Origin of the sequence: Klebsiella sp. PL-2018 (assembly GCF_019048985.1) — a bacterium.
GTDB lineage: Bacteria > Pseudomonadota > Gammaproteobacteria > Enterobacterales > Enterobacteriaceae > Klebsiella > Klebsiella michiganensis.
Map to the genome: position 1 here is coordinate 1626665 of NZ_CP077673.1, position 12907 is coordinate 1639571.

The window sequence follows — 12907 nt, forward strand, 5'->3', positions numbered from 1 at the left end:
GCGCAATGCGGCGGCGAAGCTTGTTATCCGCGACGGTGGGTCGCCATAAACTCCTGCGTATGCTGCCAGTCCACCACGCCGGCATCCGATCCCATGCCGGTTGCCACCAGCGCGGCGACGGCGGAAGCCACCTCGCACGCCGCTTTGACGCTTAACCCCCGGGCCAGTGCGGCAATAAAGCCGCCGCAGTAGCTGTCGCCGCAGCCGGTAGTATCTACGGCATCGACCCGGAACGGCGCGATATGCTCGACCGCGCCGTCGCGGGTCAGCAGCCAGGAGCCGTTTTCGCCGTCCTTCAGAATGCAGGTTCCGACGCCAAGCGCAAAGAAGACGCGGGCAATCGCTTCCGGCTGGGTCTCCCCGGAGAGATACGCCGCTTCTTCAAGGGAAGGCATAAAGTAGTCCACCGACGGCAGCAGCGGGCGCAGCAGATCCAGGGTGCGTGCGTCGGGGGCGATTAAATCAAAGCTGGTGGTGACGCCGCGGGCTTTCGCCGCCCGCAGCAGCAGCGCGCTTTGCCCGCTATCCATCGCCGCCAGCAGGCCGGTGCCGCCGTGGTGCAGGAACCGGCAGTCGAGGATCGCGTCAAACTCTTCTTCGCGGATAAAAAGCGCATCGGAAGCGCCCCGACAGTGCAGCGCAGGGCGCTCGCCGTTGGGGCGGATGGGCAGGATCGTTGCCGACGTTTCCTGCTGCGCCGTGCGCTGGACCAGCGAGCAGTCGATCCCCAACCGCGCATAGCTGGCGAGGATAAAATCGGCTTTTTCATCTTCACCGAGGCAGGCCACCGCGGCGGTGCGAATGCCCAGCTTCGCGGCGTTAATATTGGCCCCGGCGGCGGTTCCGGCGGGGTTAAGACGAATTTGTTCGATAAAGGCTACCCCGCCGCGCGGTGGGATGTCGATCACCGGGCGACCGGCGATATCAAGAATAGTCAGGCCGACAAAGACGGCGTCAAAAGCTGCCATAGGTGCTCCGCTTAACGATGGGTCTGGCGCAGACGCGCCTGCCAGAAGGAGAGGGCCAGCGCGACCACCAGAATCACGCCCACCAGCGCATCCTTCACCAGGTAGTTCAGCCCCATCAGGTTCAGGCCGTTATCAATAATCGCGAGAAACAGCACCCCGCCGAGGGTGCCGGCGATGCTGACCCGGCCGAGCCGGTTAAAGGCGGTGCCGATAAAGACCGCGGCGATGGCGTCCATCAGGTAGGCCTGGCCGGCCAGCGGCGTAAACTGGCGCAGGTTGGCGGAGAGAATGACGCCGCCGACGGCGCACAGCGCGGAGGCCGCTACCAGCACCCACAGCATGGTCCGGCGGTCGCGGATCCCGGCGATACGTGCCGCTTCGCCGTTCTGGCCGATAGCGCGCACGTACTTGCCAAACAGCGTGCGTTCGGTCAGCAGCCAGGCTACCAGCCACAGCGCCAGCACAATCACCACCGGCGTCGGAATACCGGCGATATTGCCGACCGCCAGATCGTGATACTCCGGCGCCATCCGGCGGTAGGAGATAGAGCCGCCGCCGTCGGTATAGATACGCTCGGCGCTGCTGGCGATAAACCAGGTGCCGAGGGTGGCGAGGAACGGACGAATCTGGCAGATAAGGATCAGAAAGGCGTTCAGCAGGCCGATAATCACCCCGCCGAGCAGCGCGCAGCCCACCGCCGCCTGCCACGGCAGGTGCCAGGTCTTCAGCGCCACCAGCGCAAAAGCGGCGCCGAAATCCAGCGCCACGCCGACGGAGAGGTCAATCGCCCCGGCGCTAACGATAAGGGTCATCGCCATCGCCACGATCAGCAGAATCGCGCTGCCCTGCAGCAAATTGGCCCAGTTATCGAAGGTCAGAAATACCGGGTTCGCCCAGCCGAACAGGGCAATCGCCAGCAGGGTAATGACGCCGAATCCTGCTCGCGATAGCCACGCCAGCGGACCGCTGCCGGTTTGCCCCGTTGAGGGGGGCTTGAGCGTCAGTTGGCTCATTAATGGCCTCCTTTATGTCTGACCGCCGAAGCTGCCAGCACCACGAGGATCAGGCCGCCTTTGATCGCGCCCATCCAGAAAATATTCACTCCCAGCAGGCCGAGCCCGTTAGAGAGCGCGTTGACCAGCACCGCGCCGAGCAGCGCCCCCCAGATGGTGACCACGCGCCGCCGCGAGAACGCCGCGCCGATAAAGGTCGCGAGGACGGTTTCCAGCAGCAGCGGCGTCGCCGTGCCGCTGGAGCTGCCTGAGCCCTGGCTGAGCAGCGGCAAAATCGCCAGGCCGGCGGCGATGCCCGCCAGCAGCCAGACGATAATGGTCAAACGGCGAACGTTGAGTCCGCTCATCTGCGCCATATCGCGGTTACCGCCCACCGCCTGTAAATGCTGGCCGAAGCGGGAGTGGTGGAGCAAAAACTGAAACAGCGCGAATACCGCCAGCAGATAGATCAGCGGCCAGGGAATGCCGAACAGATCGTTATCGCGAAAGGCCACCATCAGCGGGTCGCTCACCGCGATGCGCCGCTGGCCGGTCAGCAGGTCGGTCAGCCCGGTGAAGGCCACTGAAGTTGACAGGGTCGCCAGCAGCGGCGGCAGGCCCGCCGCCAGCACCAGCGTGGCGTTGACGGCGCCGCAGACCAGGCTAACGGCGAGCAGCAGTAACAGCAGCGCCAGGTAAGGGGTGTTCCACTCCGCCATGCCGAGGCTGAGCAGCGCGACGCCGAGCACCGCGATGGCGGGCAGCGACAGGTCGATGCCGCCGGAGACCACATCATCGCCGCCGACGGCAATCACGCAGACCAGGCCGAAGCAGAGGATCGCCAGCGGCACGCTTTGCACCAGCATCATGCTGATATTTTGCCAGCTTAAAAAGAAAGGCGACTGCAGGCTGAGCCAGACCAGCAGCGCAAAAAAGAGAATCAGGGGAAATTTTTCGATAAGCGTCGTGATGCCCGGAAGGGGGCGGCGCTGGATACCTGCACTCATACCTGTTGTTCCTGTCCACCGTTAATCGTCACCAGCAGCGCGTCCAGCGTCAGCCCCCGGGTCGGGAGATTGGCCACCAGCTCGCCGCGCCACATCACCAGGATGCGGTCGCAAAGGCCCAGCAGCTCCGGCGCGTCGCTGGATGAGACCAGAACGCCGCGACCGCGATCCGCCAGCTCGCGGGTGCGCTGATAAATATCGCGGCGCGCGCCGATATCCACCCCGAGAGTGGGTTCATCAAGAATAAAAAGCCGCGCATCGGTGCCCAGCCAGCGGGCGAGAATCGCCTTTTGCTGGTTGCCGCCGCTCATAAAGCGCACCGGAAGCTCCGGACGGCCGGGGCGGATAGAGAGCTGGTCGATCCAGCTGCGCGCTTTTTCCAGCGCCCGGCCGCGGTGCTCCCAGCCGAAAGTGGCGGTCTCCGGTAGCGAGGCCAGATTGATATTGTCGGCGGTGGTGAAGGGGAGAATCAGCCCCTGATGGCGGCGGTCGCGCGGCACCAGGGCCAGTCCGGCCCGGGTTGCCTGATACGGCGTCCGCAGCCGCTTCGGCTGGCCGTCAACGCTTATCGTGCCGCTGCGGGCGCGGCGTAGCCCGTAAAGCAGATCGATCAGCACGTCGCGCCCGGCGCCCAGCAGTCCGGCGACGCCGACGATCTCTCCCGGCTGAATATCAAAGGTAATATCGCGTAACTGCTGCCCGTCGCTGAGATGGCGAACCGACAGTACCGGGGCAGCGGCATCGACCTGATGCGCGCTGCTCTGGCGCGGGGTATAGAGCTGTTCGATATCGCGGCCGACCATCATTTTGATCAGCGCGTCGGTATTCTGCAGAAGCGCCCGGTCGGGGTAGCCGACCACCTCGCCGTTACGTAGCACCGTGCCGCGATCGCAAAGGGCGGCGATTTCGTTGAGATAGTGGGAAATGTAGAGAATCGCGATCCCCTGTTCCCGCAGGCGCAGAATCGCGGAGGTGACCAGGCCGGCTTCCTGCGCTTCCAGCGGCGCGGTGGGTTCATCGAATACCACCAGCTTTGCCGCGCCGTCGATCAGCGCTCTGGCGATTTGCACCAGCTTGCGTTCGGCGAGGCTGAGGTCGCGGATCAGGCGGCGGGGATGAATATCCAGCTGCCAGCTGTCGCGGAAAAACGCCCGGGTGGCCGCGTTCATTCGCCGCCGGTCCAGCGCGCCCCAGCGGGTGCGGTACTCCTGGCCGAGAAACACCGATTCCGCCACCGTAAAGTGCGGGATCAGGTTAAGTTCCTGGTGAATAACGCGGATACCCAGCGCTTCAATCGCCGCGGGATTGCCTAGCGGCAGCGGCGCGCCGTCAAGGGTGGCGCTGCCGCTGTCGGCCCGATAGACGCCCGCGAGGATTTTTATTAGCGTCGATTTTCCCGCGCCGTTCTCGCCGATCAGGCCGTGAATTTCACCGGGATTCAGAAGCAGCGTGACCGCATTTAATGCAGTCACGTTGGCAAAGCTTTTGCCGATCTGGTTCATCGCCAGACCAGCGGCGGGGTTAACCCCGCCGGAGGATGGAGTGATCACTGCAGTTCGCCATATCCCAGCTGTTTGTAGACCGCTTTTGCCTCCTGCGGGCCTTTCACCGGCACCACCGGAATAAAGGTCTGCAGGGGCAGCTTCTGTTTGTCGAAGTAGCGCGCGACGTTATCGGCGGAGGTCTGGCCAATCAGGTGCGGCTGCTGGGCGACGTTGGCGACGAACGGGCTGCCCGGCTCGGCCATGATCTCCAGGGTTTCCGGGCCGGCGTCGATCGCGGTGACCTTGACGTCTTTATCGCGGCCGGTCTCTTCCAGCGCCTGGACAATACCGATAGCCGGCTGATCCCAGCAGGCGACATGGATGGCGTCGAGTTTGCCTTTTGGATACTGGCTCAGCAGTTCGAGGGTTTTCTTACGCGCATCTTCCGGCGAGTTGGCAAACTGCTCGGCCAGCTCCGGTTGAATAATGTGAATATCCGGATAATCTTTGAGGACATATTTCCACTGGTCATAACGAATGCCGCAAATACGCAGGGAGCTGGAGAATGCGTTAAATACCGCAACGTTGCCTTTGCCGCCCAGTTCATCGGCCATATAGCGACCAATGGTCGATCCCAGGGTGTAGTTATCGGAGGTGGTGTTATTGACCGAATATTTTGAAACGTGGTCTACGGTAAATACCGGAATGCCGGCATCGCGTAGCGCTTTGAATTTAGGCTCAACGGCGCTGTCGCCCAGAATGCTAATTACCGCATCGACCTTGCGCGACAGTAAAACATCGTGGTTATTCGCATGAACCTGGTTATCGCGGCCGCCATCGACGCCGATCACTTTACCCCCCAGTTTCTCTACCTCTTCGGTCGCACCCTTATAGGCTTCACGATCCCAGAAGTGCTGCGTCCCGACCACGGCGACGCCGATAGTTTTCCCCTGAAGTGATAAGGCATCCGCCGCCAGAGCGTTGACGGAGGCGAGCGAGAGCAGGCCCAGCGCGATGGGCAATAATTTCATTTTCTGCGACATTCTTATTATGGTCCTGTGATGGAGGTGGCTGTGCGGAGCAGTAGCATGACAACAACAGCCACACAATCTCAAATACAAAATATGTCTAAGTTATACCCGTTATACTTCAAGTTGCATGTGCGTTGGCTACGTGCGTTCACCCGAATCACTTACTTGAGTAAGCTCATCGGGACTCTCTTACTTGCCGCCTTCCTGAAACTTGAATTATTTAGGGTATATTAACGATGTTATATCGCAGATTTGCCTGAGGAAAACGTAAATTTGTTATCTGTAACCTGAAAATATTTCATGATGCAGCTTAATCCCTTTTTATTTTGTGGGCTTAATTTGCTTGCAACTCTTATTTATTCAAATAAAGATTGCTGCTTAATTAAAATTATTCTGTCGCTGTAATATATCGCATCCCGGAATAGCGTAGAACTATTCTGCGTGGAAAATCCTTTCTCAGCAGCAGATTGTATGGTGATACGTATTTTATTCCCAGGATTCGCACGCTTTATTATGGCGGCCTTTATCGGGTGAGAAGAAAACAGGCAAGATGAAAAAACAACATAATCTGACCGTAATGCACTGGGGAACCTGGCAGGTCCAGGCCCGTGACGGCAACATTGAGGCGGTGACGCCGGTGCCCTGGGATAAAAATCCCTCACGTATTGGTCAGTCGCTCCCCGATGCGGTCACCAGCGAGACGCGCATTCGCCGTCCGGCGGTGCGCGCGGGTTACCTGCAAAATGGCCCGGCTTCGCGCGAGGGGCGCGGCAAAGAGCCGTTTGTTGAGGTGAGCTGGGAGGTGGCGCTCGATTTACTGGCCCGCGAACTGAATTCGGTCAAAGCGCGCTGCGGCAATGAGGCGATTTTCGGCGGCTCCTACGGCTGGGCCAGCGCCGGCCGTTTTCACCATGCGCAAAGCCAGCTGCACCGTTTCCTCAAGTGCTTCGGCGGCTATACCGCCAGCACCAACACCTACAGCAGCGCGGCGGGCGAGCGCATCCTGCCGCATATTCTCGGGCCGCTGAGCCCGCTGCACCGCCAGCACACCCACTTTTCCGAGCTGGCGCGCGAATGCCAGCTGTTTGTCGCATTCGGCGGCCTGCCGCTGCGTAATGCGCAGGTCAACGGCGGCGGCGCCAACGACCATATGCTGAAATACTGGCTGGAAAAGATGCAGGCGCAGGGGACGCGCTTTATCAATATCAGCCCGGTGCGCAATGACCTGAGCGCCGTGGAGAGCGCCGAGTGGCTTGCGGTTCGTCCGGGAACCGATACCGCGCTGCTGCTGGCGCTCTGTTATGTGCTGATTAACGAATCCCTCTACGACAGCGGTTTTATCGCCAGCCATACCGTGGGTTTCGCGCCCTATCGCGCCTACCTGATGGGGGAGAGCGATGGCGTCGCAAAAACGCCGGAGTGGGCGGCGGCGATAACCGGTATTGAGGCGCAGCGGATTGCCGCGCTGGCGCGCGAGATGGCCAGCCAGCGCACGATGGTCAATATCTCCTGGTCGATTCAGCGGGCGCGCCAGGGCGAGCAGGCCTACTGGGCGACGGTGGCGCTCACCGCGCTGCTGGGGCAAATCGGTACGCCGGGCGGCGGACTGGGGTTTGGCTACGCCTGCACCAATCTGGCGGGGGCGGCGCGTAAGGCCTTTTCCGGGCCGCGCCTTCCCGCCGGAGAGAACGCGGTAAACCAGGTGATTCCGGTGGCGCGCCTTTCCGATATGCTGCTGCATCCGGGCGAGGCATACGAGTTTGACGGCCAGCATCTGCGCTATCCCGACATCCGCCTCGTCTACTGGGCCGGCGGCAACGCGTTTCATCATCATCAGGATATTAACCGCCTGTGTGAAGCCTGGCGGCGGCCGGAAACGGTGGTCGTTCATGAACAGTTCTGGACCGCGCAGGCCAAATTTTCCGATATCGTTCTGCCGGTCACCACGTCGCTGGAGCGGGAAGATATCGGCAGCGGCGGTCACGACGGCTTTATGATCGCCATGAGCGCGCAGATCCCGCCGGTGGGCGAAGCGCGCGATGATTACGCCATCTTCTGCGACCTTGCCGAGCGGCTGGGCTGCGGCGAGCGCTTTAGCGAGGGGCGCGACGCCGGGCAGTGGCTGCGGGAGATCTACGAAGCGTCGCGGCCGCGCGCGCGGGAAGAGGGGATCGCGCTGCCGTCGTTTGATGAATTCTGGCGGCAGGGGGTGCTGGAATACAGCGCGCCGGAGAAACCGCAGGTTTTCCTGGCGGATTTTCGCGCCGACCCGCAGCGCTATCCGCTCTCTACGCCTTCCGGCAAGATCGAACTTTTTTCCGAAACCATCGCCGGGTTTGGCTATCGCGAGTGTCCCGGCCACCCGTGGTGGGATGAGCAGGAGGCGGCCTGGCAGCGGCAGGAGGCGGCGCGCTGGCCGCTGCATCTGCTCTCCAGCCAGCCGCGCACCCGCCTGCACAGCCAGTACGATCACGGCAGCGTGAGCCGGGCGACGAAAATTCAGGGGCGCGAGCCGCTGTGGATGCATCCGCAGGATGCGCAGGCGCGGGGCATCAGCGAAGGCAGCGTGGTCAAGGTCTTTAACGCCCGGGGAGCGATTCTCGCCGGCGTGCATCTCAGCGAGCAGATTTTGCCGGGAGTGGTGCAGATGTCGACCGGCGCCTGGTACGATCCGCTGGACCCGAATGAAAAAGGCTCGCTGGATAAGCACGGCAATCCCAACGTGTTGACCGAAGATCGCGGCAGCTCGCGGCTGGGGCAGGGCTGCAGCGCCCAAAGCTGCTGGGTGGAGATTGCGCCGTGGAGGGACGCGCTGCCGCCGGTGACCGCTTTCGACCCGCCGAGGTTTATTGGCGCTTAGGCGCAGAGAATCGCCAGGCGGCGGCTGGCGCCTTGCCCGGCTTACAGGATCATCGCCGTTTGCGGGTCGGGTAGCCCGGACAGGCGCGTTACGCGCCGCCTCCGGGAAAGCGCCTTGAGAGTGATGATAAGCCTGTTCACCCGTTGAATCGCGGCGTTACGCCAGCCGCGGGTAGGCGCTGGCGATATCGTCGCCGGTAAACTGGGCAATCCAGCCTTCCGGGTTGTCGAAGATGCGGATGGCGGTGAAGTTGGGCTCCGAGCCCATATCAAACCAGTGCGGCGTGTGCGCCGGAACGGAAATCAGGTCGTTCTTTTCACAGAGCACCTGGAATACCTCGTCGCCAATATGCAGGCAAAACAGGCCGGCCCCCTCGACGAAGAAGCGCACTTCGTCTTCCCCGTGGGTATGCTCGTTGAGGAATTTTTCCCGCAGCGCCTCTTTCTGCGGATTATCCGCACGCAGGCTGATCACGTCCCAGCTCTGGTAACCTTTCTCAGCCACCAGCTTATCAATCGCATGCTGATAGGCGGCAATAACCGTTTCTGAGGCTGGCGCCGCGCCTAAATCGCGGTCGGCCTGCCAGCGCTCGAAGCGGACGCCTTTGGCGTTGAGCTGCTGCTGGATCTCTTCGGCGTTCGTGCTGTGCCAGAGAGAGTTTTGCGGGTCTTTCACGGAAAAAATGGTTAATGCGCTCATGCTGGGATCTGCTCCGGATGAATATCGTCAAAACGCTGAACCTGCGGATGGTGGCTGGCCGGGTCACGGTCGCCGCGCACCAGCTGTAGGGTGCGGAAGCCGGCCTCTTCGGCGGCATCCAGCTCCTGATGGATATCGGACAGGAACAGAATGGCGGCAGGAGGCTGTCCCAGCTGCTCAGCAATATTGCGGTAGGACTGCGCTTCGCGCTTGGCGCCTACCAGGGTATCGAAATAGCCGTTGAACAGATGAGTAATATCACCTTCGTCGCTGTAGCCAAATAACAATTTCTGCGCGGCGACGGAGCCTGAGGAATATACATATAAATCAATGCCCTGTGACTTCCATTTTTCCAGCGACGGCAGGACGTCAGGATACAGGTGGCCGGTGAAGTCGCCATTGACGTAGCCTTCGCGCCAGATAATGCCCTGGAGCGCCTTGAGGGCGGTGGATTTGCGGTCTTCATCCATAAAGGCGAACAGGGTAGCAATAAGCTGCTCGACGCTGGCCGCCGGTTGGGCGATCTCTTCGCGCAGGTTATCGAGAATGGTCTTTACCGGATCGACAAACTGCTGGGCGGTCACGAAGCCGGCCAGGCGTTCGCGAGCGTACGGGAACAGGACGTTGTGGACGAAGCGAATATCGCTGGTGGTGCCTTCAATATCGGTCACGATAGCGCGGATCATGAGTTCTCCAGAGTGAGCGGTAGGTCGTGCTGACGGTGGCGTTGTGCTGCTCGCTGTTTTCCACTCATAAGCATAAGCGAAATAACATTATCATTTAGACGTCTAAGCGTCTTGATTGCCAAATATTAACATCGTGTTATAGTGGCTTCAACAACAGCATGACAGACGGTACAAAAAGAATGAGCAATAAGCCACTGATTCCTGTGAGTAAACTTCCTTCACTGGGCACCACGATCTTTACCCAAATGAGCGCTCTGGCCCAGCAGCATCAGGCGATTAACCTGTCGCAGGGGTTCCCGGATTTCGATGGTCCGCGCTATCTGCAGGAGCGTCTGGCGTATCACGTGGCGCAGGGGGCGAATCAGTACGCGCCGATGACCGGCGTGGCCGCGCTACGCGACGCCATCGTCGATAAAACGGAAGAGCTTTACGGCTACCGTCCCGATGCCAACAGCGACGTGACCGTTACCGCCGGCGCGACGGAAGCGCTGTATGCGGCGATTACCGCGCTGGTCCGTACCGGCGACGAGGTTATCTGCTTTGACCCTAGCTACGATAGCTACGCCCCGGCGATTGAGCTGTCGGGCGGTGTGCTGAAGCGAATTGCTCTCCAGCCGCCGCATTTTCGCGTTGACTGGCAGCAGTTCGCCGCGAGCCTCAGCGACAAAACCCGGCTGGTTATTCTCAATACGCCGCACAACCCGTCAGCGACGGTGTGGCAGCGGGAAGATTTTGCCGCGCTGTGGCAGGCGATTGCCGATCGTGAAATCTATGTGCTGAGCGATGAGGTTTACGAACATATCTGCTTTGCCGCCGAAGGGCATGCCAGCGTGCTGGCGCATCCGCAGCTGCGGGAGCGGGCGGTGGCGGTCTCTTCGTTTGGCAAGACCTTTCATATGACCGGCTGGAAGGTGGGCTACTGCGTGGCGCCTGCCACCATTAGCGCCGAGCTGCGTAAAGTGCATCAGTATCTGACTTTTGCCGTCAATACGCCCGCTCAGCTGGCGATTGCCGATATGCTGCGCAGCGAGCCGGAGCACTATCGCCAGCTGCCGGCGTTTTACCGCGAGCGGCGGGACCTGTTTATTGATGCGCTGCGCGCCAGTCGGCTGGACATTTTGCCCTGCGAAGGGACCTACTTCCTGCTGGCGGACTACAGCGCGGTCTCGGATCTGGATGATGTCAGCTTCTGCCGCTGGTTAACCACCGAAATCGGCGTCGCGGCGATTCCGCTGTCGGTGTTCTGCGCCGATCCGTTCCCGCATAAGCTGATACGCCTGTGCTTCGCCAAACAGCCAGCCACGCTGCTGGCTGCGGCGGAACGACTGTGTCGTCTGTAGTTATTTAACGGTCCACGCCTGAGAAAATTGACGGTCGCCGAACATCTCCACCAGGCCGTTGATTTGCTTCAGGCGCAATACTTCGTCTGAGTCCATCCCTAACTCTTTGCCGATTTTCTCGTCACACCAGCCGAGATGCGCCAGCTCCTGGACGATTTCCGACATCGCATGAATCTGATGACGTCCGCGCGCCCGGTTGTGGCGGATGGTGGCGGCCATCAGAGAATCACGCCGGGGGCTGCTCTTTTCCAGGCAGGTGACGGGAAGGTAGCCTTTCAGCCGTTTCTTCAGCGCCGCTCTGCCGCTCGCCAGCTCATGACGGTGAAAACCGTCGATAATGGAATAGCGCTCCCGATCCTGTTTCACTACCACAATGGGCTGCGTGAAGCCGTCCGTTTCCAGCGAGGTGAACAGCAGGCGTTTTTCCGGTGGAGCAAGGTTATTTGGGTTGTAATCATTAGGCAAAACGGCGTCCTGTTTTACCCACAATACGCAGTCAACCGGTTGTGATTTGAAGGGGCTATATTCATGCAGAATCTGGCGAAAGGCGTTAAGCGCAGTAATCTTTTTCTCTTCATCTTCCAGCGATTGCAGATAGCGTTCGAGATCCTGGATTAATTGTCGTTGCATAGTATTCCCCATTGCTGGCGCTTTTTATTCATCCGTTCGCGATAGCGTTTATATTGCGTCGCTTTGGTCGGGCTGAAAGAGAGCTGGCGGCACCAGTAATCATTGTTCAACAGAACCTTACAGATGCGCCGCCAGGACGGGACGTCTTTCGAGCCAATATCCGCCGGTTGCGTGTCCGGAATATCCATCATTCCCTTTTTTTGGTACCAGTGAAGATAGACGGCGATTTTATTGCGGTAATGTTCCGCCGTTTTCTCCGGCATGCTGTCGAGTAAAAACAGGGCGTAGCTTTTCCAGGTATGATGCGCGGGTTTATCCAGCTTTCGATGGCCGTAGAACTGATTATCGTGACCGGCATAAACCCCGCCGCAGTGGACGCCGCTGACGCGCTGGCACATGGCGGCCCAGCGATCAGGCTCCAGCACATGGTAGAGCCACAGCCCCTGGCGCTGCTCCGGGCCAAAGGGTTCGCAGATACGCATATAGCGCAGCGGAACGCCAGCCTGATACATCAGGTTATAGAGCGGGTTATAGGAAAGGCCGCTTTTGCCGAACCAGGTCCAGATATCGGCGGTTTTCCAGTCGTAGATAGGATAGATGTACCACGCGTGTCCGCCCGGCGCGGAGGTGGTCCAGGGTTTATCGTCGGCGAAGCGAAGCTTGCGCTGCGAGGAGATGGTGATAAACCGATTTAACGATTCATCGGCGCGGATGCCGATCATCACCGCCGCGGGACGGTTTTGCGAAAACCAATCGGCAAATTCGCGAACGAACCTTTCAAAACTCATACCCGCTTGATAAAACGGGAAATAGCCGGGGTCGGTAATCGCGTCCTCCGGCGGTTGACGCACCCAGCGCGCGCCGGGTTCCCAGCACTGCCATTCGGGATGATATTGGGTCAGAGAGTTCTGGGTGGTGAGAGGCAGCGCGACCCAGAAAAATTGCTCAATAACGTCGCGATACTCTGCGCGCATCTTTTCGCAATGCGCAATGGTGCAGGAGAACTGCGCTTCCCAGTCAATAAACAGGACGCAAATTTTTTTGCCTGTACGGCGGGCCTGCTGCGCCGTGAGATGCAGCATGGTTGTAGAATCTTTACCGCCAGAAAAAGAGACGCAAATACGGGAGAAGTTTTCCATTACCCATTCTATTCGCTGCTGACTGGCCTGCAGAACGGACTCGGGTAATGGAAGTTTAATAAAAGACACAG

The 12907-nt window shown here is 60.1% G+C and carries 11 protein-coding genes; 2 read left to right on the forward strand and 9 right to left on the reverse strand.

The genetic code is table 11. The features are described 5' to 3' along the window. Positions 1-23: 23 nt before the first annotated feature. Genes MKleb_RS07500 through MKleb_RS07520 form a run of 5 tightly spaced genes read right to left on the reverse strand, consistent with a single transcriptional unit; the run spans position 24 to position 5494 of the window. Entirely contained in the window at positions 24-968 is a 945-nt protein-coding gene (locus MKleb_RS07500; protein WP_025106414.1) for a carbohydrate kinase family protein, read from the reverse strand. Between the two features lie 11 nt (positions 969-979). Beyond that, positions 980-1981: an ABC transporter permease gene (locus tag MKleb_RS07505; RefSeq protein ID WP_217076557.1), complete on the reverse strand. Its 1002-nt coding sequence runs from the start codon at positions 1979-1981 to the stop codon at positions 980-982. Further along, positions 1981-2967 (reverse strand): ABC transporter permease, encoded by a 987-nt coding sequence (locus MKleb_RS07510; RefSeq protein ID WP_025106412.1) that lies wholly within the window; start codon positions 2965-2967, stop codon positions 1981-1983. Before MKleb_RS07510 ends, MKleb_RS07505 begins: the two co-directional genes overlap by 1 nt. Beyond that, positions 2964-4469: a sugar ABC transporter ATP-binding protein gene (locus MKleb_RS07515; RefSeq protein ID WP_047725149.1), complete on the reverse strand. Its 1506-nt coding sequence runs from the start codon at positions 4467-4469 to the stop codon at positions 2964-2966. The genes MKleb_RS07510 and MKleb_RS07515 overlap by 4 nt, the downstream gene beginning before the upstream one ends. Positions 4470-4513: 44 nt before the next feature. Beyond that, on the reverse strand, positions 4514-5494 hold the full coding sequence (locus MKleb_RS07520) for a sugar ABC transporter substrate-binding protein (RefSeq protein ID WP_217076559.1): 981 nt from the start codon (positions 5492-5494) through the stop codon (positions 4514-4516). Positions 5495-6032: 538 nt separating this feature from the next. Between MKleb_RS07520 and MKleb_RS07525 the strand changes: the two genes are divergently transcribed. After that, complete coding sequence (locus MKleb_RS07525) at positions 6033-8342, forward strand: molybdopterin-dependent oxidoreductase (RefSeq protein WP_025106410.1); 2310 nt, start codon at positions 6033-6035, stop codon at positions 8340-8342. 156 nt (positions 8343-8498) lie between these two features. On the opposite strand, the gene MKleb_RS07530 is transcribed toward MKleb_RS07525, so the two are convergent. Further along, a complete protein-coding gene (locus tag MKleb_RS07530) occupies positions 8499-9041 on the reverse strand; it encodes a 1,2-dihydroxy-3-keto-5-methylthiopentene dioxygenase (RefSeq protein ID WP_004848741.1) in 543 nt (180 codons plus the stop codon). Next, positions 9038-9727 carry an acireductone synthase gene (mtnC, locus tag MKleb_RS07535; protein ID WP_014837800.1) on the reverse strand — a complete coding sequence of 230 codons (690 nt, stop codon included), beginning with the start codon at positions 9725-9727 and terminating at the stop codon, positions 9038-9040. The genes MKleb_RS07530 and mtnC overlap by 4 nt, the downstream gene beginning before the upstream one ends. Positions 9728-9921: 194 nt before the next feature. Between mtnC and MKleb_RS07540 the strand changes: the two genes are divergently transcribed. Then, a complete protein-coding gene (locus MKleb_RS07540) occupies positions 9922-11067 on the forward strand; it encodes a pyridoxal phosphate-dependent aminotransferase (protein ID WP_217076749.1) in 1146 nt (381 codons plus the stop codon). Here the strand turns inward: MKleb_RS07540 and MKleb_RS07545 are convergent, their stop codons facing one another. Continuing rightward, on the reverse strand, positions 11068-11697 hold the full coding sequence (locus MKleb_RS07545) for an IbrB-like domain-containing protein (protein WP_025106408.1): 630 nt from the start codon (positions 11695-11697) through the stop codon (positions 11068-11070). Continuing rightward, positions 11682-12905, reverse strand: a complete 1224-nt coding sequence (locus tag MKleb_RS07550) for a phosphoadenosine phosphosulfate reductase (RefSeq protein WP_025106407.1) — start codon at positions 12903-12905, stop codon at positions 11682-11684. Before MKleb_RS07550 ends, MKleb_RS07545 begins: the two co-directional genes overlap by 16 nt. Between the last annotated feature and the right edge of the window lie 2 nt (positions 12906-12907).